At 38.5% G+C, this 24,410-nt stretch carries 25 protein-coding genes and 2 other annotated features; of the genes, 3 read left to right on the top strand and 22 right to left on the bottom strand.

Going from position 1 to position 24,410, the window contains the following annotated elements; translation table 11 throughout:
* Positions 1 to 122 precede the first annotated feature (122 nt).
* The 12 genes from ACIFOT_RS02540 to trpE form a co-directional block, all read right to left on the bottom strand.
* Positions 123 to 350, bottom strand: coding sequence for a hypothetical protein (locus tag ACIFOT_RS02540; RefSeq protein ID WP_430061341.1), 228 nt, complete (start codon positions 348 to 350; stop codon positions 123 to 125).
* Positions 351 to 440: 90 nt separating this feature from the next.
* Complete coding sequence (locus ACIFOT_RS02545; protein WP_430061343.1) at positions 441 to 1,838, bottom strand: HAMP domain-containing sensor histidine kinase; 1,398 nt, start codon at positions 1,836 to 1,838, stop codon at positions 441 to 443.
* Positions 1,835 to 2,512 (bottom strand): response regulator transcription factor, encoded by a 678-nt coding sequence (locus tag ACIFOT_RS02550; protein WP_430061345.1) that lies wholly within the window; start codon positions 2,510 to 2,512, stop codon positions 1,835 to 1,837. The genes ACIFOT_RS02545 and ACIFOT_RS02550 overlap by 4 nt, the downstream gene beginning before the upstream one ends.
* Positions 2,513 to 2,539: 27 nt before the next feature.
* A complete protein-coding gene (locus tag ACIFOT_RS02555; protein WP_335443136.1) occupies positions 2,540 to 2,668 on the bottom strand; it encodes a hypothetical protein in 129 nt (42 codons plus the stop codon).
* A 421-nt stretch (positions 2,669 to 3,089) separates the two neighbouring features.
* Positions 3,090 to 4,166: a tRNA 2-selenouridine(34) synthase MnmH gene (gene mnmH / locus ACIFOT_RS02560; RefSeq protein ID WP_430061348.1), complete on the bottom strand. Its 1,077-nt coding sequence runs from the start codon at positions 4,164 to 4,166 to the stop codon at positions 3,090 to 3,092.
* 183 nt (positions 4,167 to 4,349) lie between these two features.
* Positions 4,350 to 5,135, bottom strand: a complete 786-nt coding sequence (gene trpA, locus ACIFOT_RS02565; RefSeq protein ID WP_430061350.1) for a tryptophan synthase subunit alpha — start codon at positions 5,133 to 5,135, stop codon at positions 4,350 to 4,352.
* A 2-nt stretch (positions 5,136 to 5,137) separates the two neighbouring features.
* Positions 5,138 to 6,337, bottom strand: coding sequence for a tryptophan synthase subunit beta (gene trpB, locus ACIFOT_RS02570; RefSeq protein WP_430061352.1), 1,200 nt, complete (start codon positions 6,335 to 6,337; stop codon positions 5,138 to 5,140).
* Positions 6,334 to 6,960: a phosphoribosylanthranilate isomerase gene (locus ACIFOT_RS02575; RefSeq protein WP_430061354.1), complete on the bottom strand. Its 627-nt coding sequence runs from the start codon at positions 6,958 to 6,960 to the stop codon at positions 6,334 to 6,336. The genes trpB and ACIFOT_RS02575 overlap by 4 nt, the downstream gene beginning before the upstream one ends.
* Positions 6,957 to 7,748 (bottom strand): indole-3-glycerol phosphate synthase TrpC, encoded by a 792-nt coding sequence (gene trpC, locus ACIFOT_RS02580; RefSeq protein ID WP_430061356.1) that lies wholly within the window; start codon positions 7,746 to 7,748, stop codon positions 6,957 to 6,959. Before trpC ends, ACIFOT_RS02575 begins: the two co-directional genes overlap by 4 nt.
* Positions 7,749 to 8,777, bottom strand: a complete 1,029-nt coding sequence (trpD, locus tag ACIFOT_RS02585; protein ID WP_430061358.1) for an anthranilate phosphoribosyltransferase — start codon at positions 8,775 to 8,777, stop codon at positions 7,749 to 7,751.
* Complete coding sequence (locus tag ACIFOT_RS02590) at positions 8,749 to 9,360, bottom strand: anthranilate synthase component II (RefSeq protein ID WP_430061360.1); 612 nt, start codon at positions 9,358 to 9,360, stop codon at positions 8,749 to 8,751. The genes trpD and ACIFOT_RS02590 overlap by 29 nt, the downstream gene beginning before the upstream one ends.
* Complete coding sequence (gene trpE, locus ACIFOT_RS02595) at positions 9,357 to 10,745, bottom strand: anthranilate synthase component I (RefSeq protein ID WP_430061362.1); 1,389 nt, start codon at positions 10,743 to 10,745, stop codon at positions 9,357 to 9,359. The genes ACIFOT_RS02590 and trpE overlap by 4 nt, the downstream gene beginning before the upstream one ends.
* Positions 10,746 to 10,807: 62 nt before the next feature.
* Positions 10,808 to 11,058: a binding site (T-box leader), on the bottom strand.
* 38 nt (positions 11,059 to 11,096) lie between these two features.
* Positions 11,097 to 11,348: a binding site (T-box leader), on the bottom strand.
* A gap of 180 nt (positions 11,349 to 11,528) precedes the next feature.
* On the opposite strand from trpE, the gene ACIFOT_RS02600 reads away from it, so the two are divergent.
* Positions 11,529 to 12,803: an MFS transporter gene (locus ACIFOT_RS02600; RefSeq protein ID WP_430061364.1), complete on the top strand. Its 1,275-nt coding sequence runs from the start codon at positions 11,529 to 11,531 to the stop codon at positions 12,801 to 12,803.
* A 104-nt stretch (positions 12,804 to 12,907) separates the two neighbouring features.
* On the opposite strand, the gene ACIFOT_RS02605 is transcribed toward ACIFOT_RS02600, so the two are convergent.
* From ACIFOT_RS02605 to ACIFOT_RS02620, 4 genes are all read right to left on the bottom strand, one after another.
* Positions 12,908 to 13,705 carry a DUF2935 domain-containing protein gene (locus ACIFOT_RS02605; RefSeq protein ID WP_430061366.1) on the bottom strand — a complete coding sequence of 266 codons (798 nt, stop codon included), beginning with the start codon at positions 13,703 to 13,705 and terminating at the stop codon, positions 12,908 to 12,910.
* A gap of 115 nt (positions 13,706 to 13,820) precedes the next feature.
* Entirely contained in the window at positions 13,821 to 15,683 is a 1,863-nt protein-coding gene (locus tag ACIFOT_RS02610; RefSeq protein ID WP_430061368.1) for a PTS fructose transporter subunit IIABC, read from the bottom strand.
* Between the two features lie 15 nt (positions 15,684 to 15,698).
* Positions 15,699 to 16,613 (bottom strand): 1-phosphofructokinase, encoded by a 915-nt coding sequence (pfkB, locus tag ACIFOT_RS02615; RefSeq protein WP_430061370.1) that lies wholly within the window; start codon positions 16,611 to 16,613, stop codon positions 15,699 to 15,701.
* Positions 16,610 to 17,362 carry a DeoR/GlpR family DNA-binding transcription regulator gene (locus ACIFOT_RS02620; RefSeq protein WP_430061372.1) on the bottom strand — a complete coding sequence of 251 codons (753 nt, stop codon included), beginning with the start codon at positions 17,360 to 17,362 and terminating at the stop codon, positions 16,610 to 16,612. The genes pfkB and ACIFOT_RS02620 overlap by 4 nt, the downstream gene beginning before the upstream one ends.
* 261 nt (positions 17,363 to 17,623) lie before the next feature.
* On the opposite strand from ACIFOT_RS02620, the gene ACIFOT_RS02625 reads away from it, so the two are divergent.
* Positions 17,624 to 17,917 carry a DUF6509 family protein gene (locus ACIFOT_RS02625; protein ID WP_430061374.1) on the top strand — a complete coding sequence of 98 codons (294 nt, stop codon included), beginning with the start codon at positions 17,624 to 17,626 and terminating at the stop codon, positions 17,915 to 17,917.
* Between the two features lie 39 nt (positions 17,918 to 17,956).
* Here ACIFOT_RS02625 and ACIFOT_RS02630 read toward each other — a convergent pair whose 3' ends face one another.
* The 4 genes from ACIFOT_RS02630 to ACIFOT_RS02645 all read right to left on the bottom strand — a co-directional run bounded on the left by ACIFOT_RS02630 (position 17,957) and on the right by ACIFOT_RS02645 (position 20,562).
* A complete protein-coding gene (locus tag ACIFOT_RS02630) occupies positions 17,957 to 18,160 on the bottom strand; it encodes a cold-shock protein (protein ID WP_430061376.1) in 204 nt (67 codons plus the stop codon).
* 92 nt (positions 18,161 to 18,252) lie between these two features.
* Entirely contained in the window at positions 18,253 to 18,453 is a 201-nt protein-coding gene (locus tag ACIFOT_RS02635; RefSeq protein ID WP_335443164.1) for a cold-shock protein, read from the bottom strand.
* 194 nt (positions 18,454 to 18,647) lie between these two features.
* Positions 18,648 to 19,610: a nucleoside hydrolase gene (locus ACIFOT_RS02640; RefSeq protein ID WP_430061378.1), complete on the bottom strand. Its 963-nt coding sequence runs from the start codon at positions 19,608 to 19,610 to the stop codon at positions 18,648 to 18,650.
* 121 nt (positions 19,611 to 19,731) lie between these two features.
* Entirely contained in the window at positions 19,732 to 20,562 is an 831-nt protein-coding gene (locus tag ACIFOT_RS02645) for a Ku protein (protein ID WP_430061380.1), read from the bottom strand.
* A gap of 128 nt (positions 20,563 to 20,690) precedes the next feature.
* Here ACIFOT_RS02645 and ACIFOT_RS02650 point away from each other — a divergent pair, with 128 nt between their 5' ends.
* Positions 20,691 to 22,535: a DNA ligase D gene (locus ACIFOT_RS02650; RefSeq protein WP_430061382.1), complete on the top strand. Its 1,845-nt coding sequence runs from the start codon at positions 20,691 to 20,693 to the stop codon at positions 22,533 to 22,535.
* A 10-nt stretch (positions 22,536 to 22,545) separates the two neighbouring features.
* On the opposite strand, the gene dapF is transcribed toward ACIFOT_RS02650, so the two are convergent.
* Together dapF and ACIFOT_RS02660 are read right to left on the bottom strand one after the other, a co-directional pair.
* Positions 22,546 to 23,529 carry a diaminopimelate epimerase gene (dapF, locus tag ACIFOT_RS02655; protein WP_430061384.1) on the bottom strand — a complete coding sequence of 328 codons (984 nt, stop codon included), beginning with the start codon at positions 23,527 to 23,529 and terminating at the stop codon, positions 22,546 to 22,548.
* 37 nt (positions 23,530 to 23,566) lie between these two features.
* Complete coding sequence (locus tag ACIFOT_RS02660) at positions 23,567 to 24,325, bottom strand: hypothetical protein (protein WP_430061386.1); 759 nt, start codon at positions 24,323 to 24,325, stop codon at positions 23,567 to 23,569.
* Between the last annotated feature and the right edge of the window lie 85 nt (positions 24,326 to 24,410).

Here is a 24,410-nt window from a genome sequence, read left to right on the forward strand (position 1 = left end):
ATGTATCCTGTCGGACTTTAAATGAATCTATATATCTTTACGTTTACGACCCTGTTTAGTGTGTGTAATTTTGAACAAATAATTTCATATGAACAACAAAAAAAAGACCGAACCGGTCTTTTTTAAAGGAAAACTTTTTTTAAAGATATGTGCTTAAGTGTTTTAGAGTTTATTTTTCGTTTTTCGATAATATTTGGTTCTAAAAATTCTTTTACTTCTTTTTGCCCACAATTTAAGCATGTAGGAGAATGAGCACTAACACTGAACATATTAATACCATCTTCAAAGGTAAAGGCACCATGTTCTTGGCAATCAACTAACAGATGATAACTTATCTTCGACTCCCTCATTGCTCTCAACCCTTTCTACAACTTGGTCTTGATTCTATTATAATAGGATATCGTTATAATTAGTTGTGTTAAAATTTAGAATTTTCTCTATTAATTGATCGGAAGAATCATGCTGACCTTTGTTCCCACGCCTTCTTTACTTTCAATCGAAATGGACCCATTGTATTTCATAATTAACCGTTTGGCAATCGATAATCCTAAACCCGTTCCTCCGTTTTCTCGGCCACGCGCTTTATCTACTCGATAAAAACGATTGAATACTTCCGGTATATGTTCACTAGATATGCCAATTCCTTTGTCGGTAACAGATAAAAATATTTCACGACCTCTTTTACAAGCGGAAATCCAGATAGTTTTATTTTCCTGTGAATACTTGATCGAATTGTCGATGAGAATAATCAGGATTTGTTCTAAATGCTGCTCAGCGATCGCAGCTTTAGGAATTGGCTGTTCTATTTCAAGTTTAAACTGGTACTCGGGATGAACAATCTCGATATTTTTAATCAAGTGTTGTAAAACAGCAGGAATATCCGCTTTATCCCCACTTTTTACACGTGGATTTTCAGCACGTGTTAATAGTAGTAAATCATTTATCAGCTTTTTTAACCTTGATAGTTCCTGTAATGAGGCATCAAGGGATTCATCAAGAATAGCAGGATCCTTTTTCCCCCAGCGATTTAATAACGACAAATGCCCTTCAAGGATTGAAACGGGTGTCCTCAATTCATGGGAAGCGTCCTCCACAAATTGTTTTTGCTTCATGAATGACTTCTCTATTTCATCCATCATTTCATTAAAAACGTTTGTAAGGTCTGTTAATTCATCCTTATGCACGTATAATTCCACTCTTCCTTGAAAACCATTTTCTTTTATCCTTTTCATGGCTCGGGCCAAATCCCTGACTGGTCTTAGCAGCTGTTTTGAAAGAAAAAACCCGCTAATTGCACTAAAAAGAATGGCCGCTGACCCAAAAATGGTCATGACCCAAAAGAGATTACTCATCATTTTATGATAATTGTTTAATTGCCGTACGATCTCAAGGGTTCCTTTAAACTTTTGACTCATTAAAGGGTATCTCGCAACAATAGCTTCATTACCTTCGATGGACACTCTTTCAGTCGTTCTATTTTTTGCTGGAGTTGGCTCTAACACTGAAAAATCGCCATTTTTATCAGAAACAAGCAGTTCTCCCTTTTGATTGTACACCCTAATCAACTGATCTTTATCGTTCATTTTTCTTATAAAGACTTCACTGTTTTCTATATCCTGTTGAGATAAAGGGCCCGGCTTAACTTTATAAAAGGCAGCAATATCTGTGATGGTTCTATTTATGGCAATTTCTTCTCGATTCAACATCCATTTTGACACGGTATGATATTCTAAAAGGCTAAACAAGAAAAAGGTTAGAAAAATGGCTGTTGAACTGCTTAAGACTAATTTAGTCTGCCAGGGAAGCCGTTTTAAAAAATAGCCTATTTTCTTTTTCATCTCATAACATATCCTGTTCCGCGCACTGTTTGGATATAGCTGGCTTCATTTTGATCATCAATTTTATTTCTCAGATAGCGCACGTAAACATCCACTACATTAGTTTCTACCCCAGTGCTATAACCCCAAACTTTATTTAATAGTACTTCCCTTGTTAGAACTATATTAATATTGGTCATAAAAATCACTAAAAGGTCATACTCGCGTTTGGTTAAAGCAATCACCTTATCGCCTTTTTTAACCACACAGGATTCCAGTTCAACTACAATATCCTTAAAGGTTATCGTTGTTAATTCTGTTGTTCCTAATGCTTCAACCCTTCTAAACAAGGACCTCAATCTGGCAAGTAATTCCTCGATTGCAAATGGTTTAACAATGTAGTCATCTGCCCCGCTATCCAGGCCGGAGACACGGTCGAGAACACTATCCCTTGCTGTAATCATAATGATTGGCAGGGTCTTATTTGCCTGTCTGATCCTGCGGCAAACCTCGAGACCATTTAATTCCGGCAGCATTAGATCAAGCAGGATGGCGTCCCAGGTTTCAGTAAGGGCCAATTGCAACCCGGTACGGCCATCTGAGGCAACTTTTGTTTCATAACCTTCATAATTCAATTCAAGCTCAATAAATCTGGCTAAGTTTTTTTCATCTTCAATGATTAATAATTTAGGCATACTTCCACGCTCACAATGTATTTTCTTTTATTTTAACTGATGTTTGTCATGAAAAAAATTAATTACTGCATGTACAATTTCAATCGACTGGTATGACATAAGAGAAAGTGCGGTTAGTGAAAAGAAGCCAACAATGACAAAACGAACCCAAGGCATCTTGCATTCCTCCTTTTCCAGCAGTCTAAGCATTTAAGCTAGAATTGAAGCCATTATAGCGCTGAAAAAGGAAAGCAGTATGAAAAGAAAATGAGAATCTCATAAAAATAAATGTTGATTGGAGCGGAAGGCGCGAAGACTCCTGCGGGAGGCTCCCCGAACCGCCCTAAGGTGCGCGAAGCGCCTGGAGCACAAATCAACAGCAAAATGATAAAGAAAAGCACACGTACGAAACGTGTGCTAACGATTGGAAACCCTCATTTTGGTTAAGCCTGTTCTTAGCAGCAAGAAAGAAGCAAACCTAAGCAAAATGAACTTATTTAATCTGAATTATTAACAAGCGGGTTCCCAAATATTATTCATACAATTACATCATACAAGAGAAATCATAAAGATAAATGAAAATATCATTAAAAATAGATTAGAAATGATTATTTAGAACGAGCTGAGGGTTTACCGAAAAGTCTTTTAACATTGTAGAAATTTTATCCGCAGCGTCAATGGGGTTTTCGGCAATAATATCAAAAAATTCTCCTTCGTAATCTCCTCTCGCATGATCATAGCGTGGGTCATAATAGTGCTCAAGTAAAATTCGTATCATTTCAGGATAATTTTGATCCTCTAATGTTTGCATAAGTACTTTTTTAATATCATTATCCTTTATCCTTCTTAACACCTTTTCTAAACTAACTGAAATTTTTTCCAGATACCAAGGCTGATCTTTATAGGGCAGTACATATTCGGTAACAAGCTGCCGAACTCGCTGCTCTATTGGTGAATGAAGATAAATGTTAATGCCTTTAAACTTGCTGGTCATTAATTCCTCCGGCTGGACTGCTTTGCCAATTCGCTTGCTTTCTGCCTCAACTAGATAATAGTCAAAACCGTGGATTTCTTGTAAACCTTTAAAAAGAAGAGCGTCGAATGTTTTTTGGTTATATCCTTCACCTAGACCAATGGTACCAAAAATCGAACCTCTATGGCCGGCCATTTCTTCAAGATCCAAAACAGCATATCCCTTCTTTTTTAAAATTTTCAAAACCTCCGTCTTGCCGACACCAGTCAAACCATGCAATACAATAGCTTTGTTCGGCAGCATCGTTGGCAAATTTTCAAGGATATAATTACGATAAGCCTTATATCCGCCGACCAAACGCCATGAATAAAGACCGGCGAATTCTAAAAATGTTACGACTGCCTTGCTGCGCATTCCGCCGCGCCAGCAATGGATAACCAGTTCTCCATCCGTATTAAAGGATTTAATAGTTTGAAGTAAATCGGGTATTTTAGGAGATACAAGCTCCATCGCTCTCCATTTTGCTGCTGCCTGTCCAACTTGTTTATAAATAGTCCCTATTTCTTGGCGTTCTTCGTCAGTGAATAAAGGCACATTTATTGCTCCAGGAATAGCACCATCGTTAAACTCAATTGGCGAGCGTATATCAATGATGATCGGATTCTTCATCGTCATAAGTTCTTCAACAGTTTTTTCCTTCATAGATATTACACTCCCTGTAAAATAAATATTAAAACAAACAAAAACTTCCTCTATGGGAAGTTTCGTACAAATGTTTTTCAGCAAGAAAAAAATTTTATATATTACGAGTATAATCATATTATAAGGGAGATAATCAACTCTATCAAGAATTTCAAAATTCCTGCTAGCATTTAACACTTTTTCCTATCCAATTTTTGATTCTTGTTTAAAAACAGACATTAATTTTTCCATTTCCACTAGATCATTTCTTTCAAATAACTCCACTATTTTACTTCCGACAATAACACCATCACAATTAGCTGTTAATTCTAATGCCTGATGTTCATTAGAAACTCCAAATCCAGCCAAAACAGGAATCGGACTAACTTCTTTCACCTGTTTTAAAAATTGATGCAACTCACTGTCGTATTCATTTCTCGTTCCTGTAATCCCCTTTATTGTTACAGAGTATAAAAATCCTCTCCCCTTACTAGCAATCGTTTTTATTCTTTCGATTGGAGTTGTAAGGGTAACAAGACGAATTAATTCTACCTGTTCTTCTTCAAGCTGGGGCGCAATAAGCTCCTCTTCTTCCACAGGCAGGTCTGGAATTATACAAGCGTCCACGCCCGCATTGCTAATATCACGGACAAATTCACTGATCCCATAACAGTAAATAGGATTTAAGTAGGTCATAAGGATAATCGGAATAGTAACAATCTTTCTTGCTTTTTCGATTTCAGCAATAATCCCTTTTAAGGTTGTACCTTTTTCTAGTGCTCTAATCCCGGCCTGCTGTATCGTAGGCCCGTCGGCTACCGGGTCAGAAAAAGGGACACCAACTTCAATGGCAGAAGCCCCAAACTTTTCTAGTAAAACCAGGCGGTCTACTAAACAGTCCAATCCGCCATCCCCTGCCATTAAATAAGGAACGAACGCTTTTCTTTGATCGTTTTTTAATAAAGTAAAAGTTTGTTCGATACGATTCATGATTATTTCTCCCCCTCAAGCCTGTTTTTCACAGCATCCACATCTTTGTCACCGCGTCCGGACAAGCAGATAACAATACTTTCAGTAGTATCCATTTCTGCTGCAAGTTTTACAGCAAAGGCAACCGCATGGGAACTTTCAAGTGCCGGAATGATTCCCTCCAGCTTTGATAAAAGCTGAAAGGCGTCTAGTGCCTCTTTATCGGTGATAGATTGATAGTTTGCCCGGCCGATATCTTTTAAATAGCTGTGTTCTGGTCCCACACCAGGATAATCAAGACCCGCGGAAATCGAATGGGCTTCTTGAATCTGACCATTTTGATCCTGAAGTAAATACATTAAAGACCCATGTAATACGCCTGGTTTGCCTTTTGTTAAAGAAGCAGCATGATATTCTGTATCAACACCTCGACCAGCTGCTTCTACGCCATAAAGCTTGACTTCCTCATTCTCAATAAACGGATGGAACATGCCCATTGCATTACTTCCGCCGCCGATGCAGGCGACAACTGCATCAGGAAGCTTTCCTTCAAGCTTATAAAATTGTTCTTTTGTTTCTTTGCCGATTACACTTTGAAAGTCCCTAACCATTTGTGGAAATGGGTGCGGCCCCATTACAGACCCTAATAAATAGTGGGTATCATCGACATTGGCAACCCAGTACCTTAAGGCCTCGTTCACAGCATCTTTTAAGGTAGCACTACCAGATGTCACACTCACAACCTTTGCACCCAGCAATTCCATCCGAAACACATTTAGTGCCTGCCTTTTGATATCTTCCTCACCCATAAAGATGATGCAATCAAGATTTAATAAAGCACAAACCGTTGCCGTTGCCACACCATGCTGCCCGGCACCTGTTTCAGCAACAATCTTTCTTTTCCCCATTCGTACCGCAAGAAGTGCCTGACCAATCGCATTGTTAATCTTGTGTGCACCCGTATGATTTAAATCCTCGCGTTTTAGAAAAATTCTAGCTCCCCCAGCATGCTTTGTAAGATTCTCGGCAAAGTATAATGGAGTTTCTCTCCCCACATAATCTTTTAATAATCTTTGAATTTCAGCGTGAAAGCTGGGGTCCTTCTTTGCATCTTCATAAGCCTCACCAAGCTCAATGACTGCCTTCATAAGTGTTTCTGGTACGAATCTTCCGCCGAAAATGCCAAAATGGCCTTTTTCGTTTGGTAATGTATATGTGTTCATTTTGTAATCCCTCCAATTAAGCTTCCTTTTACCTTTTCAATAAATGTTTTTATCTTCTGGAGATCCTTTTTTCCATCCGTCTCGACTCCTGAGCTTACATCAACCATAAAGGGTTGAATTATATGGATGGCCTCTTCCACATTGCCTGCGTGCAATCCTCCGGCAAGAATGACCCGTTTTCGATTTATTAGACTTAAATTGACCTCGCTCCAATTAAAAACAGTGCCATTTCCACCTCGATATTTTCCTTTTGGACTGTCAAGTAACAAATAGTCACTCGGAAAATTCTTATAGGTTTCTAAATTCTCATTTCCCTGAAAGCTAATGGCTTTGATTACTGGTAATGATAGTGATTCGCTATAAGAAGCACTTTCATCACCGTGTAATTGGATATGAGTAAGGCCGACAACGGACGCAATTCTTTCTATTTCTTCCTTTGATTCATTAACAAATACCCCAACTTTAAACACTTCTTTAGGTAAAAAGGCAGCTATTTCTTTTGCCTTATCAACCGAAACCTTCCTTTTACTTTCTGCAAATACAAACCCCATGGCATCAGCACCAAATTGGGCGGCCGCAATTCCTGTTTCCACATCGGAAATCCCGCAAATTTTTACTTTCATCTTCGTGCACCTTCCTTCAGAGGTAAGCGAAAATCCAAAAAGGATTGTTTCACGTCTGCACTTTTCATGAAAGCCTCCCCGACTAAGATTCCATTTGCACCTGCATTTCTTACCCGTTCCACATCTTCTTGACAGTGGATGCCACTCTCACTTATGAGATAGGCACCCGCATCTCTTACAACAGTTGCTAATTGCTCTGTAACTTCCAACGAGACGTGAAAGGTTTTTAAGTCACGATTATTTACGCCAATAAGCTTGGCACCAGTTTTCAGGGCCGTTTCCAGTTCCACCAGATTGTGAACCTCCACCAATACTTCCAACCCTTTGCCCTTTGCGTATTGAAAAAGTTCCATTAACTTAAATTCGTCTAATGCTGCAACAATTAGCAAAACAATGTCTGCGCCATGAGCTGCTGCAAAATCAATTTGAACTTGATCAATAATAAAGTCTTTACATAGAATCGGCAGGTTCACTGTGTTTCGAACCGTCAGCAAATCTGAAAATGAACCTTTAAAAAAGCTTTGATCCGTCAGGACAGAAATCGCGGAAGCTCCATATTCTTCATATAAACCTGCCTGAATGGCTGGTGGAATCTTATCGTTAATAATTCCTTTAGAAGGCGATGCCCGCTTAAATTCGGATATAATGGAAATTTCTTCAGCTGTTTGCAGCTTTTGAATAAACGACCTTCTCTGGCGTACAACGGAATGCAATGACTGTCTCCCTTGAAGGAGTAAGGGAAGTTCTTTTTTCTTTTGAGCAATAATTTCATCTAAGATTGTTTCCACTTAAATCGCCTCTTTCTTACCGGATGCTTGGGATTTTTCAATTAAGCTAGTTAATTTTTCATAAGCAGCACCGGAATCAATGATTTCCCTAGCAGCTAGAATTCCGTCCTTAATGGAATTTGCTTTGCCCGCTGTAAAAATCCCCATTCCTGCATTAAGCAATACCGTATCACGGTAAGCACCTTTTTCACCTTTTAACACTCTGACTAATATTTCGGCATTATCTTTTGAATCCCCGCCCTTGATACAACTATTATCATATTGCGGGAGATTGACCTCTTCTGGATGGAAGGATTGGCTCGTTATGATTCCATCCTCTAAAAGAGTTAGATAGTTTTCTCCTTGGAGGGAAGCTTCGTCCATAAAACCTGCCCCATTAATGACAATGGCTCGTTTACGGCCCAGCTTCTTTAGAGCATCGGCAAACACATTTATTAAGTCTCTTCGATACACACCGAGCATTTGATAGTCTAAATCAATCGGATTTGTCAGCGGTCCGATAAAATTAAACACTGTTGGTATTTTCAATTGTTTTCGAACGGTCATTACTTTTTTCAATTTTGGATGGACATTCGGTGCAAATAAAAAGGATAATCCTATTTCTTGAAGAATTTCTTCTGTTCTTTCTGCTGTCAGATTTAAATTCACCCCTAAGTACTCTAGAACATCGGCACTTCCTGTCTTGCTCGAAACACTCCTATTTCCATGTTTGGCAACAGGGATTCCGGCGCCAGCAATTACAAAAGCAGAGGTCGTGCTGACATTAAAGCTCGAGGAACCATCCCCTCCTGTTCCACAATTATCAATTACACCTGGCAATCTCTTTTTAAAGTTCAGGGTATTGGCCTTCATTGCTTTGACAATGCCCGTTATTTCATCAACTGTTTCTCCTTTGGACTTCAACCCCATTAGAAAAGCAGCTATTTCTGATTCTGAAACTTCTTCACCTAAGATGAAATCGACTGCTTCTTTCATCTGGCTTTCAGAAAATGATTCACGCTCAGCTAACTGGAGTAAATAATTCTTCATTCGTCCTCATCCTTTCAATCTCAAGTAAAAAGTTTTTCAAAATTTGTTTCCCAGCTGGTGTTCCAATTGACTCCGGATGAAACTGCAGACCATAGACTGGATATTTCCGATGCTTAATCGCCATAATTTCTTGGTCATCATTTGACTCTGCAACACTTTGAAGGACTTCAGGCATACTGCATTTCTCAATAATCAAGGAGTGATAGCGCATGACTTCCAATACGTCCGGCAGGTCTTTAAAAACTCCTTCACCATTGTGAGAAATGATGGATGTTTTACCATGTTTGATTAATTCAGCCCTTTGAATTTCCCCTCCGAAAGCCGCTCCAATCGCCTGATGGCCAAGGCAGATTCCTAAGATTGGGTACTGTTTATAATAGGTTTGAATCACTTCAATACAAATTCCGGCATCCTCAGGTTTACCTGGCCCGGGTGAAAGAATTATCGCTTTAGGTTTTAACTCTTTAATTTTGTCAACGGTGATTTGGTTGTTTCTAATTACCTCAACCTTTTCCCCAATTTCACCTAAATACTGATAAAGGTTGTAGGTGAATGAGTCGAAGTTATCAATCAATAAAATCATTTCTCACCCTCCAAAAAGGAATTTAATTTATTTAACGTTTCTTGATATTCTGATTCCGGGTTCGAGTCGTACACAATCCCTGCACCAGCTTGAATATAGGCAATGCCCTCCTTTAAAATCGTCGTTCTGATAGCCAAGGCAAAATCCATATTTCCGCTAGCCGAAACATATCCAATCGCACCTGAATATAGCCCTCTTTTTGACTTTTCTAATGAGTTGATAATCTCCATTGCCCTAACTTTTGGGGCTCCTGAAACAGTCCCTGCCGGTAAGCATGCTGCCAAGGCATCAATCGCTGTTTTATCCGAATTAAGAACCCCGCTCACTTCTGATACCAAGTGCATCACATGACGGTATTTTTCAACTGCCATATACTTATCAACTTGAACGGTACCGAACTCACAGATTTTCCCGAGATCATTTCGGCCAAGATCGACCAGCATCTTATGTTCAGCTAATTCTTTTTCATCATTTTTTAATTCCTCTTCTATTTTTGAATCTTCTTCACTGGTCCTGCCACGTCTTTTTGTACCAGCGATTGGATTGGAAATGACTGTAGTCCCCCTTGTTTTTATTAAGCTTTCGGGTGATGACCCAATTACGGTATAGGCATCAAAATCGATGTAGAACATATACGGAGTTGGATTATGTGCTCGATGCTTCCGGTAAAGGGATAAAGGGTCTCCTGCAAAAGCTGACTTCATTCTTCTCGAAAGGACCACTTGAAAAATATCACCTGCTAAAATATGCTCTTTTGCTATCTCAACATTTTTGATAAAGACCTCTTGACTCGTTTCAGAATAAAAACCAGTAAATTTAAATGGCTCCTCGTTTTGATAGAAAGTAGGCTTTTTTAGTTCTTCAATTCTCTGATCAATCCGTTTTTCTATTTCTGTTATCGGATTCTCTTTAGAAAGCTGACATCCGCAAATCATAACCTTTTCTTCAAGATGGTCAAAAACGATAACTTCTTCATAAAACATTAAGTGAACATCCGGCATTTCCATTCCATTTGGGAATTCTTCTCCAATAATTTCATACTGCCGGATAATGTCGTATCCTACATATCCAACTGCTCCTCCAATAAACGGAAAAGGCAGCTCTTTAAGGCTTTTATGAGGTAAAAGCTCCTTTAAAACCTCGATTGGATTTCCCTGCACTACTTTTTTTTCACCAATACGATTGAAAATTTCATTACAATCCCCTTTTGAAATTAGCTCAAAGGCTGGATCTGAACCAATAAAGGAATAGCGGCCCGAGTCATTGTATTTATGCGAACTTTCCAACAAGAATTTTTTGTTACCGCTGATTTTTTGTAAAATCGAAATCGGTGTGAGAGTATCTCCTTTTATTTCCTGTACGATATATTTGGATTTAGTTGTCATGATCAAGCTCCCTTCTGAATAAAAAAAATCGCCCTCTATATGCGCATGGAAAAATTGCGCATATAGAGGACGATTCTCGGACCGTGGTGCCACCTCCATTTGAAGCAGGAACAAACCTGCTTCCTCTTTCGGATACAGAATAATTTCATTCGATATCCTATCCTTTTAACGGTGGAATTCCGTGCATCCCTACTTTTTGTTCAAGATGCCTCTCACAAGTCCATTCCACAATTCCTTTCTTATCGGGCTCTCACCATCCCCGACTCTCTGGAAAGAAACAAAATTGTGTACTCCTCTTGTTCAACGATATTTCAATATTGATTTATAAATACAAAAAGGGCCCTCCATCCAAAAAAGGACGGAAGACCCGTGGTGCCACCTTCATTAGCTAAAAAATTAGCTCACTTTACCGATATCGAAGCAAAAAGCTTTAATATCTGTCTCTTGTAACGATGAGATCTTCGCCAAAGCCTACTGACCAATCAAGGAGGTTCGGTTTGGAGGCTCGGAAGTCCATTCCCTTAAACGTCAACACTGATTTACACCAACCATCAGCTCTCTTGAGAATCCGTTAAAGGTACTACTCTTCGTCAATGCCTTACGTTCATATTATTGTTTATTATATTATTACAATGCAACCTTCATTGTCAACTGTAAATTTTTTTAATCTTCAAAATCATCATTAAGATACTTGAATCAACTTCCATTTAAAGGATTAGTTTTTTAAAACTGATTAAGTGAATATTAACAGTAGAAAATAATTTAAGGCGGGATCGAAGATTAATGGAACATATTGAACGGTTAGGCCAAAATCCACGAGATGCAAAAAAGAAACAGTCTCGGGCAGGGCAAAAGAAGTCCAATGAGGTTTCAAGTCAAAAGTGGGCTATTATCTCGCTATCTTCCATTCCATTAGTGATGACCTTAGGAAATTCGATGTTAATTCCAGTTTTACCAACTATGGAAAATAAATTATCGATTTCCTCTTTTCAAACCAGTATGATCATTACGGTATATTCCATCGTTGCTATTTTTTTAATCCCAGTAGCCGGATATTTATCTGATCATATAGGGAGAAAGAAGGTCATTATTCCAAGTCTTATTATCGCCGGAATTGGCGGACTGCTATCTGGCTGGGCAGCATGGAAATTTGATAATGCTTATTGGCTGATTTTAATTGGACGTGCACTTCAAGGTGTGGGTGCTGCCGGAGCAGCCCCAATTGTTATGCCACTCGTCGGCGACATGTTTAAGAAAGACGACGATGTCAGCTGTACACTTGGTTTAATTGAAACCTCCAACACCTTTGGAAAAGTATTAAGTCCGATTTTGGGTGCATTTTTAGCCGGATTTATTTGGTTTTTACCTTTTTTCTCTTTTCCAGTTTTTTGTTTTATTTCTGTGTTAATGATGATTTTTCTTGTTAAATGTCCCAAAACATCTGCTAAACCAGTCCCGTTTAAGGATTTTTTTATAAATGTCAAGAAAACCTTTACGGAAAAAGGGCGTTGGCTTTATGCCATCTTTTTTATTGGCGGCATTCTCATGCTCGTCCTATTTGGAATTCTCTTCTACCTGTCTGAAATATTTGAAACGAAATATGGGATAAAGGATATCAAAAAAGGTTTCTTTTTAGCATTACCGCTTGGGGCACTTTGCTTATCATCCTTTATTAGCGGCAAGGTTATTAAAAAAAATAAAGTATTAATGAAATGGTTAACCTTTGGCGGAATGGTTGCTGCTGCATTTTCTATCGCTGCCCTCTGGTTTTCCATTCAGCTGTGGTATATGCTCACAATGTTTTTAATAAGCGGGGTAGGAATTGGTATCGGTCTCCCTTGTCTCGATGCCTTAATTACCGAAGGGGTTGAGAAAGAGGAACGGGGTACTATAACATCTATATACAGTTCTATGAGGTTTATCGGAGTAGCGGCTGGGCCTCCGATTATTGCTTTGTTTATGAAGCATTCTAATCACTGGATTTTTATCCTTCTTAGCAGTTTAAGTATTTTGGCGGCCCTGGTCGCGCTGAAAGCCATTAAACCGCAAGAAAGCTGAGGAATTGCCCTCAGCTTTTTTTACAATTCTATATTCTTGGACTCTGATATACAAGTGTTGATTTTCGCTCCGGGCATTCGCTTTCTGCAGGGAGGTCCTGGAGCCTATTCTTTTAGTCTTGGTTTGGCTGGATCACAATTTGGCATATCTGTGTTTGTTGATTCAGCTATTTTCATGAGGTAATAACATTCTTCACGTGACATATGATCTGCCATTAGCGGTGAAAACGTACCTAGAGCTTGAGCACTTAGTTCTAACTCTTCAATTTCATGGAGGAAATTTTGAAATAATTTGATTTCTAAGACGGCATCTGAATTCATTTTATCCAAGGCTGGGAATGAGGTGATGTTCGTCCTTAAATAGCCAGCCAATTCAACTGCTTTTAAATAAAAATCCTCAAAATGCTTTGTGTACATATCACTTTTTTCTTTAAGTCTTTTTTCCACTCCGTCTAAATTGGAAGAAATCGCTCCGGCATGCCCGGCAGCATCCAATAACCAAACGAGATGATGATGAAGCTCATGGTAAACAGGCGGAAGCCGGCCTGATTTTAAGTTCGTAATGATACGTAAATATTCTTCTAATTCATTGACCATATGATTAAGAAAAGTTGGAGAAAGATGGATTTTTATCTTAGCGATTAAATGTCTTTTAATTAAACTTAATTTAAATTCCCGGAGTTTTAGGACCTCTGTTTCAGCATTAACCGTTAATTGTAATACATCTGCTGTTTTGGCCTGCCCAAGAAGATTATCAAAAATTTGAATAAAGGCTGCAGCTTTTTCGATTTCCTCTTTTTCAAAGGGTGCTAAAGCTTCTAGAATAAAGCGGGAATGATCCCCTAATATTTGGAGCCAGAATCGGTGCTCAAATCGTGCTGTTTTCTCAAAATCATCATTCATGATAATGCCCCCTCAGGTAAAAATACACATACCAATCTGATGTTATTCCGGCTGCTTTCGTTTTATGATAAAAAAAATTTGCCGGCAAACATGGTATGCCGGCTTTTAACAAAAATTATTTGACTGGTTTCTTAAGGAATCCGATTAAAAGAGCTGATACTACTGAGCCAATTAAAATGGCCATTGCATACAGTAAAGCACCATTTTCTACTAATGGGACAACGAAAATACCGCCATGCGGGGCACGGAGTCCGATTCCAAATGCCATTGAAAGCGCTCCTGCAATGGCCGAACCAGCCATAATGGAAGGAATGACACGAATCGGGTCAGCTGCCGCAAATGGAATTGCTCCTTCTGTAATAAAGGATAAACCCATTACATAACATGCTTTACCTGCATCTCTGTCCTGTTCATTAAATTTATTTTTAAAGATTGTTGTGGCAATCGCAATTGCAAGAGGAGGCACCATACCTGCAGCCATAATGGCTGCCATAGGTCCGTAAACACCACTAGCCAATAATCCTGTCCCAAATACGTAGGCAGCCTTGTTTACAGGACCACCCATATCGAAAGCCATCATTAAGCCAAGGACAATACCTAAAACAACAGCATTACCTGTTCCTAGATCTGTTAACAAATTGGCAATTTCCTTATTAATCCAGGCCACTGGATTATTAACGACATAGTGCATCAAAAACCCAGTAATCGCAATGCCTAACAAAGGATAAATCAAAATACTTTTAATTCCCTCAAGTGAACGTGGAAGTCCTGCAAATAATTTCTTTAAAAGTAGTACAATGTATCCTGCAAGGAAACCGGCAACCAATCCACCAAGGAAGCCTGCTCCCCCGTGAGCTGCCATCATACCGCCTACCATACCTGGAGCGAAACCTGGACGATCGGCAATACTAAGGGCGATAAAACCGGCAAGAACAGGGACGATAAGTGCAAAAGCATTATCACCGCCAATTGCCTTGATTACAGCTGCAATTGGATTGTAGGAAGGATCATCCGGATTAGCGGAATTATAACCAAACATAAAGCTGATGGCAATTAAAATCCCACCACCGACAACAAACGGAAGCATGTTGGATACACCGTTCATTAGATGCTTATAAAAACCTTTACGCGCAGTTTTTGGCTCGGAATTTTTTTCATTTTGGCCGCCATTTCCATTATAAATGGGAGCATCCTGTTTTACTGCACGGTTAATTAATTGTTCCGGGCGGCGAATTCCCTCGGCAACGGCAGCTTGAATCACATGTTTGCCTTTGAATCTTTCCATTTCTACATTGATATCAGCAGCAATAATGACAGCTGCAGCATTTTCAATATCATCCTTCGTTAAAACATTCTTTGCGCCGCCTGAACCATTTGTTTCAACCTTAATGTCCACTCCCATTTCGGCAGCCTTGGCTTTTAAAGAATCTGCGGCCATATAGGTGTGCGCAATACCAGTCGGACAGCCTGTTACAGCAACAATTGAATCTTTCTTATTGGAGATTACCGTTTCCTGTTTATCTTCTTTATCAAATCGGTTAATCGTATCCAAAACTTCCTCAGCTCTGGTTGCTTTCAAAAGCTCGTAACGTACTTCAGCTTTCATTAACATACCGGAAAGACGAGCTAATGCTTCCAAATGTGTATTATTCGCACCTTCAGGGGCAGCAATCATGAAAAAGAGATGTGCTGGTTTCCCATCTAAGGATTCATAATTTACACCAGAAGCAGATTTACCAAATACAATGGCAGCTTCATTAACCGCTTTTGTTTTCGCATGAGGAATGGCAATCCCATCACCAATTCCTGTAGTGCTTTGAGACTCACGCTTTAAAATCGCTTCTTTAAATTCTGCTTCATCGGTGATTTTTCCAGCTTTAAATAGAACCGAAACAAGTTGATCAATTGTCTCTTCTTTTTGATTGCCTTCAATATTTAATAGAATCGTATTTTGGGATAACAATTCAGTAATTTTCATCGTCTTTTCTCTCCCTTAGAGAATTTCTTTTATATGCACCTGTGAGAGGAGCTCATCTACTTTTTCTTTTGTACATAATCCAAATGAAAATGCCGTTGCACTACCTGATGCAACACCATATCGAAAAGCTTCTTTGAGGTCTGAAGTTCTTTCGTAAGCTGCCAGGAATCCTGCAACCATCGAGTCTCCTGCTCCAACGGAATTTTTAACCTCTCCTTTTGGCACTTCAGCCAAATAGGCAGTGTTCTCACTAATCAATACAGCACCCTTGTCTGCAAGCGATACAATTACATGTTGGGCACCCATTTCGGCAAGTTTTTTCCCATATGGGATAACTTCCTCCGCAAAAGTAAAAGCAGTGTCGAAAAGCTCTCCAAGTTCATGATGATTTGGTTTGATTAAAAACGGTTTATAAGGGAGAACTTTTTTTAGCAGGTCTCCTTCTGCATCAACAACAAATTGCACTCCCGTTTCCCTACAAATCTTCACTAGCTCTTCATATGTCGTTTCAGGCAAAGAGGAAGGTAAACTTCCTGCCAAAACCAATAAATCGGTTGAACCTAACTGACGAATTTTATCCTTTAGCTGATGAAAATCTAGGTCGGTAATGGTAGGCCCCTTGGCATTGATTTCAGATTCTTGGCCTGTTTTCAGCTTGATATTGATCCGGGAATCTTCGGCCACCTTCACAAAGTCTGTTTCAATGTTTTCTTTATTTAGGGATTGCTCGATATATTCTCCGGTAAAACCACCTATAAAGCCTAACGCCTTACTCTTCGCCCCATATTGTTTTAAAACCCTGGAAACATTAATCCCTTTACCTCCTGGAAACTTTGCTTCACTTACCGATCGATTTAATTCTCCCAGACTAAAGCTTTCCAATTGAACAATATAGTCAACAGATGGGTTTAACGTTAATGTGTAAATCATGAAGTCACTACCTTTATGGATGTCTTATTTACATACTGATTTTGTATTTCTTCCTCTAATTCATTAGTAATAATAGATGCTTCATGGATGTCAGCAATTTTCGCGAATGATATTTCAGCAAACTTTGTATTATCGGCTAAAATATATGCTTCTCTTGAAAGAGAAATTGCCTTCTGCTTAACCATAGCTTCCTCCTGATCCGGTGTTGTAAAGCCGAACTGCGGGTGAATGCCATTCACTCCCATAAAGCATTTGTCAAAACGATACAGGTCGAGACTGGCTAAAGCTCCTCGTCCAATAAAAGCATTTGTATTCGGTTTTATTAGTCCACCGATTAGATAAGTTGAAATTCCTTTATTTAATAACGGTGTTAAGTGCATTAAACCATTGGTCACTACCACAATATTTTTAAGCGGTAAGAATTCAATCATTTCAATTACCGTTGAACCTGCATCAAGGTAAATCGAATCTCCCTCCTCCACCAAACTTGCGGTATACTTGGCTATCAGTCGTTTTTCGTGAAGGTTTTTGGCGGATTTCTCAATCATGCTTGGTTCTTGGAGTTTGCCCTGTAATCTGGAAGCACCGCCATGAATTCTCTTTAAAAACTTTTGATCCTCTAATTGTGATAAATCCCTGCGGATTGTAGATTCCGAGGTATTAGTTATGTCTATAATTTCTTGGATTTTCACGACACTTTTCTCTTTTAATAATTGGAGAATTACGCGATGTCGTTCTGGTGTTAACATATTATCACCACCTGAAATTTCTTTTCTTGCTTTAATATTACTGAAACCGATTGCAAAAATCAATCATTTTCTTTCAAAAACAATCAATTCGTGATTGTTTTTGAAAGTTTTTTGACAATTGATCACAAAGAGCAATAAAAAAAGCACCAGTTAAGTTGGTGCTACTAAATATTATTTCACCAAAATAAGATTTAACTAAGATTACTTCTCGGATTTTCAATAAAAATGTGTATAATAATAAAGACTAATAAAAAATAAAGGATGATACCCTTGAACATTACTGGCCATACAGTAGAAAAACTAGAAGATCCTTTCGGCTTATTATCTGGGGATCGCTACGAATTTTTCCTAGATTTAGATATTGATGAAGAAGATGAACTCTTTTCAGATAAAGGTGTAGGTTTAAAGGTCATTTTCGTTGTGGATCAAAATGAAGCAAAGCTTTCTACCTATCATTTTTTCGAAAAAGGAAGCGAAAAGGTGCTGGACTTTGCCCTTGAGGAAGATGAGGAAGAGCTGGTTCTTACATATTGTAAAGAAAATGCTATTGAATAATAAAAAGCAGGGTATCAATTTACCCTGCTTTAAATCTGTTTACATAAAATTCTTACTATGATTATGAATGACCTGAAGCTCTTTTGTTGTTTGCTTCATTTCACTTTTGCATATTGGACAACGGGGCTCTTCACTGCTTTTAAAATTGTCGCGAATCCAGCATTTACAATCCTCTGAACTACAAACCCAAATTTTTGTTTCCTCTAATTTGATTTCTTCGTCATTTCTTCTACCAAATGCCACAACTTTCACCCCTTGTTTTTAGTACATTAAAAAAGTGAATATAGATAAAAAGGTGATGCCCTAACAGTGCATCACCCTTTTAATTAACAAAATTAAGCTTTTTGAACGTTAGCAGCTTGTGGTCCACGAGCGCCTTCAACGATTTCGAAAGAAACTGCTTGGCCTTCTTCTAATGTTTTGAAGCCTTCTGATTGAATAGCTGAGAAGTGAACGAATACGTCTTGACCGCCTTCAGCTTCAATGAAACCGAAACCTTTTTCTGCATTAAACCATTTTACTTTACCGTTTTTCATGGATATTACCCCCAAAAAATTGTTCACTTTAAGTCAATTTTACATTTAAATAAAAAAGCCGCAATTGCACTTTTGGGGCAATAGACATCACCCACATCATTCGTGCAGTTACGACTACTTAATCCAATAAATATTTAACGAACATTAAAGCGTAATTTAATATTATACCCAATCCTGTCTTTTGTCAATCAAAATCACCCTTTATTAAAATTACCTTTTAAGAATATTTCCATAAAGTTGACTGTGAATTTTTGAAAATCCGCATCCAGTCCAATGTAATCAAGGGATTCTGGCGGTTCTTTTTCTGGTCGCGGACGAAAATCAGCGATACTCTTTCCCTTGGCTGTTCCGAACTCCTCCACTCTTACTCTCCTGGGTATATATTTGACCAGATCGGGTTCCGTTAAAGCCATTAAGGGGACGACATCATGAAGTGGAGCCCCTTTAATTCCAGGTACATTTTTTTGATAGGCTTTAAAATAGTAATCAAATGCTGGAACTATTAACGGTCTAAAAGGGGTAGGGCTATTTTCACCAATATACTGAATAACATCGGGAGATATAAGGGCTTTATTGGTAATGTTTAATGGATGTAAGTAAATATTATGTGCTTTTTCCATGACGGTATTTGCGGCAATGGGGTCGACAAAAAAGTTGGCTTCCGCCTCCGCTGAAATATTCCCAGGTACTAAAAAAGCTCCTCCCATAATATAGAAGGCTGATACATCCTTTAATGCCTGGTTTCCATATAAAATAAACATTAATGCCAATTCTGTTAATCTTCCGACCGATACAATAATAATATTGTTTTTATATTGAGTAACAATTTCAAGGATTTTATTAATATCATAAACCTTTACATTTTTGATAGTATCAGGAGGTTTAATCGGGCCTAATCCTCCCTGGCCATGGATTTCTGGATAATATCGCACTAGTTCTCCAGATAATGGACCAGCAGTACCTGCAATAATAGGAATGTCCTCTCTGCCGCCCAGATTTAATAAATAGGCTGTATTTTTAATCGATTTCTCTTTCGGTGTATTTCCATAACCACTTACAATTCCTACCAGGTTTATTTTCGGATTTAGTAATGCGTACATAATCGCAAAGGAATCATCGATTCCTGGGTCGGCAATCATCAGTACATTATAGGCCATTACCACTCCTCCGATTTCATTGATAAACTAATACTTATAAAAAAGTATGCTGTCTATCTATATGTAAGAACGGAATGAAAAAAGCCGACTCGATAAATTCGAATCGGGCAACTGCCGTATCTTATGCTTGTTTCTTTATTTTTACTGTTGTTTTCTTCTTTGGAGCAGCTGCTTTATTTGGCTTTGTTCGATCAATAGATGCCTGTAAGGCAGCCATTAAATCAGTCACATTGGAAGGAGCTTCCTTCGCTGCAGCTGTTACCGTTTCTTTTCCGTTCCGTTTTGATTCAATTAATTCCAACAATGCTGTTCGGTATTCATCCGTGTATTTTTCCGGTTCAAAATTGGAGGTCAATTGATCAATTAATAAGATTGCCGTATCCAATTCTTTTTTTGTTACCTTATCTTCTGAAGGTACATTTGGTACATCCCCGGCTTTACGGACTTCGTCTGGATAATGGATGGTTTCCATCACCAATGTGTTTTCATATACACGGATCACGGCCATTTGTTCTTTTGAACGAATAATGATTTTGGCAAGACCCACTTTCTGTGATTCCTGAAGCGCTTTTCGCAGCAAAGAATAGGCTTTGCCTCCCCCTTCATTTGGGGACATATAATAACTTCTATCAAAATAAATCGGGTCAATCTCTTCCATGTTGACAAAATCAATAATTTCTACTGCTTTATCTTCGTTTTCCTTGCGTAGCTTCTCGAGGTCATCATGATCAAGTACGACAAACTTTCCTTTTGTATATTCATATGCCTTGACAATATCTTCTGGTTTTACTTCCTCTTCACACACTGTACAAATCTTTTCATACTTAATCGGGGCATGACATTTATTATGAAGGGTCCGAAGCTTAATATCTTTATCCTCTGTAGCCGTATGAAGCTTGATGGGAATGTTGACAAGCCCAAAGCTGATACTTCCCTTCCACATCGTATGCATAACTAATTCTCCAATCTTTTTATTTTTATTGTTCGATTCCACAGGTTAAACATTCCCTAAAACAATTGGAAATGGATGAAGTCAAAAATTAAATAGCAAACTAAACAGAAAACGAAGGGAACTTTCAGATGAAACCTATGCTGCCTAGTTTGACCTTTGAGCTGCCCAATCAATCGGATTGGCTTTATGAGGTTAAATATGATGGGTTCCGAGCTATTTTGGAATGGACTTCAAGTGGGATTCAATTAATAAGCCGAAACGGAAAATCATTATTGCCCCAATTCCCAGAAATCGAGAATTTTTTGCTTCAATATGAAAAACAATTTCAGCCCTTTTTACCGCTTCAGCTTGACGGTGAACTGGTTCGGCTTGAAAATCCCTACAAAGCAAATTTTGCAGCGATTCAAGTTCGCGGCCGCTTAAAATCAGCCAATAAAATTACGGAACAGGCTGAATCTTCCCCCTGCCGCCTTATGGTTTTTGATTTGCTTTTATTAAAAGGAAAATCGCTTTATGCAACTGCCTTTTATAAACGAAAAGAAGAGCTTATGAAATTATTTCAAACAATGGGTCTAGCTCATGAACCTGATCCGCAAAATGACTCGCTTCTTCAGCCGGTCATTGCTCATCAGGATTTTGATGAATTATGGGAAAAAGTCATTTTATATGATGGGGAAGGGATTGTTGCCAAACAAAAAAACAGTCTTTGGGAGGAAGGGAAACGTTCCTTACAATGGTTAAAATACAAGAATTGGAAATATGTCACCTGTTTTATAACCTCTTATGAAAAAACAAATGGGTACTTTTATGTTGGCGTTTATAAGGATAAGAAAGTTTTAGGGATAGGCCAGGTTCTGTTTGGATTTAAACCGGATGAAAAGCAGGCACTACAACAGACCATAAAACAAAATATGATTCGTGATGATGGGCAATTTATCCATGTAGAACCCGCCATTTGTATCGAGGTGAAATACTTAGAGTTATATGAAAACCAATTGCGTGAGCCCCACTTTGACCGTTTTCGCTTTGATGTCCAACCAAAGCAGTGTTCATACGAAAAATTCATGTTTGGCCAAAAAAACTTACCAAATAACCTGGAAATTACTCATCCTGATAAGCCCTTATGGGATAAACTCGAAATTCGGAAAGCTGATTATATTCTTTATTTACGTGAGGTTTCACCTTATATGCTCCCATTTTTACATAACCGTTTGTTAACGGTAATCCGCTATCCACATGGCATGTTTGGAGAAGCCTTTTATCAAAAAAACTGCCCAGAGTATGCTCCTGAATTTGTTCAAACACATTTAACAGATGGAATCGACTATATTCTTTGCAATAATCTTAAAACCTTGATATGGCTTGGAAATCAAATAGCGATTGAATTCCATGTTCCCTTTCAAACGATAAACAGCAAGGGCCCCAGTGAAATTGTTTTCGATCTGGATCCTCCTTCTCAGGATGAATTTCATTTGGCAATCAGAGCGGCTTTATTTATCAAAGAAGTACTCGACCAGTTAAATTTGATCGGTTTTATCAAAACGTCTGGCAACAAGGGGCTGCAAATTTACCTGCCATTGCCTGAAGGGGAGTTTACTTACGAGGATACAAGGCTGTTTACCAGCTTTATTGCTGAATATTTAATCTCAAAGGATCCTTATTCTTTTACGATTGAAAGAATGAAAAAAAATCGAGGAAATCGGTTATACGTTGATTATGTTCAGCATGGAGAGGGCAAAACTATTGTTGCCCCCTATTCATTGCGGGGAAATCAACATGCCGGAGTGGCAACACCTCTTTATTGGGGAGAAGTAGATGAAAAACTCGATCCAAAAAGCTTTACTATGCAAAATGCCCTTGCTCGAATCCGTAAACAAATCGACCCCTTCAAGAATTATCAGCAAACGAAGGCTATTCAGCCCTTTGGCCCAGTGCTGGAAGTTTTAAAAAAAGGTACAGCAAAAAAAGGATAAGGTGATTCCCTTATCCTTTTAGTGTTTCGTGAATAAATTGCTGGGCATCAGCTTGCAGCATCTCGTATGCATTTTGCTCCGTTAAGTCGTTTCTTGAAGTCATTGAATATGACTCTTTATCCAGATCAACCTTCACTGTACCCGTAAATAGGTATGTTGCATTGCCAATTAAGTCAATGGAATAGGTTCCGTTGTCATGATGGACAATACATTGGACCCGTCCGCCATTATTATAGACCTTAATCGTCTGTTCGAATTCATTTAACCCTTGTAAACAAGTGACTAAAGCAGAAGCAGACATCGCGGTACCGCAAGCATTTGTAAAACCAACCCCCCGTTCAAAGGTACGGACATAAATGGAACCTGTCTCGAGCGGTTTAACAAAACTGACATTAACTCCGTCAGGAAACAATTCATTAGGACCGTTTACTTTTTCACTAAGTTCTTTTTGGATATCAAGCTGAAGCTGGTCTTTATCAACGATTGCAATTAAATGTGGATTCGGTACTGCAAGTGCCGTAAACTTTAATTCATTTGATAACTCTTCAATTTTTTCGTTCCGTAATGTAGCTTGATTTAAATTTAATGGCAGTGCCGTCAATTCAAAAAGGACTGGGGAAATTTCCACTTGATAGGTATGAACCTCCGGAACCAGGTCCTTTTGTTTACTTACCTTTAAATCTGCTTTCATTGTTTCTACGACCGCTTCATTTAGCCCCTTTAGTTCGCAAATGTATCGTGCTACAAGACGAAGCCCATTTCCACACATGAATGCCTCTGAACCATCCGCATTGAAGACCCGCATTCTCCCATCAGCATGGTCACTTTTCATTACAAAAAGGATTCCATCTGCACCTAATTCTGTTTCCCGATTACACAATAACCGTGCAAGATTCGCCCTCTCTTTTTCCGAGAATGTATAGTTATTGGTTAGTTCATCGATAATGAGAAAATCATTACCAGACCCATGCCCCTTGATAAAGTTAATTTCCAAATTCATTACCCCCACAATAGCATTTTATTGTATCATATCATCTTTCGACAAAGAATTCATGAATTAAAAATGCCATCCCCAGAAGCTTGTCCCTTTCGGATTTAAGTTCACTTAAGGTAAGCACAGGGGTATTAGGATTTGGAAACAATGGACTCCATTCAAAAGGCATCCAGCCCCTTCTAAGGCGCCCTAATTGTTTATTATTTTTATTAATCACTTCTTCATCCATAAAAACAGAAGAGCCTTTCACAGCGCCAATCATTCTGCCCGAATTGTCGAGCAATACTTTCTTTCCTTTCCTCCATGGATGTTTCTTAATTTCGAGACAGCCTAGGTGGTTTTGGTATTGGTCGTACACATTTATCGTAGTCAGCATTCTTCTTTTAACGTGATAAAAACCAATTACTTCCTCCTTCGCATTATAGAGAGCATAAGTTTGCCGCCTGTATTTTTTAATTCTGCCCGCTAAATGACCATTCGGAAAATAGAGCTGTAATTCTGAAGATTGTGTATTCATAAAAAGCACCAATAATTCACTGGCTTCAAATAAAGAATAGGTAGTGCTTTTAGAGTTAGACATGTTCCGAGCAATGGCAATCGACTGATGAATTTTATAAAGATAGAACTGAAAACTAAAAAAACTATAAATAATAAATGGAAGGGTTAATAGCATCATCTGCTGATTTTTAACAAAAGAAATATTTCCGAAAACAAGTAAGCTGGCGGGTAACAGAGCTGCAATACTACCATTTAAGTGGATTTTGGCGGCATCACGGTAATATTCGTATATTTTCATTTTGAAAACCCCTTATCGATTCCTAATTCTAGTTTATTTATCTGCTATTAAAAAAATGATAGGAGATTTTCGATTTTAATAGATA

The sequence above is a fragment of the Neobacillus sp. NRS-1170 genome, assembly GCF_050468025.1.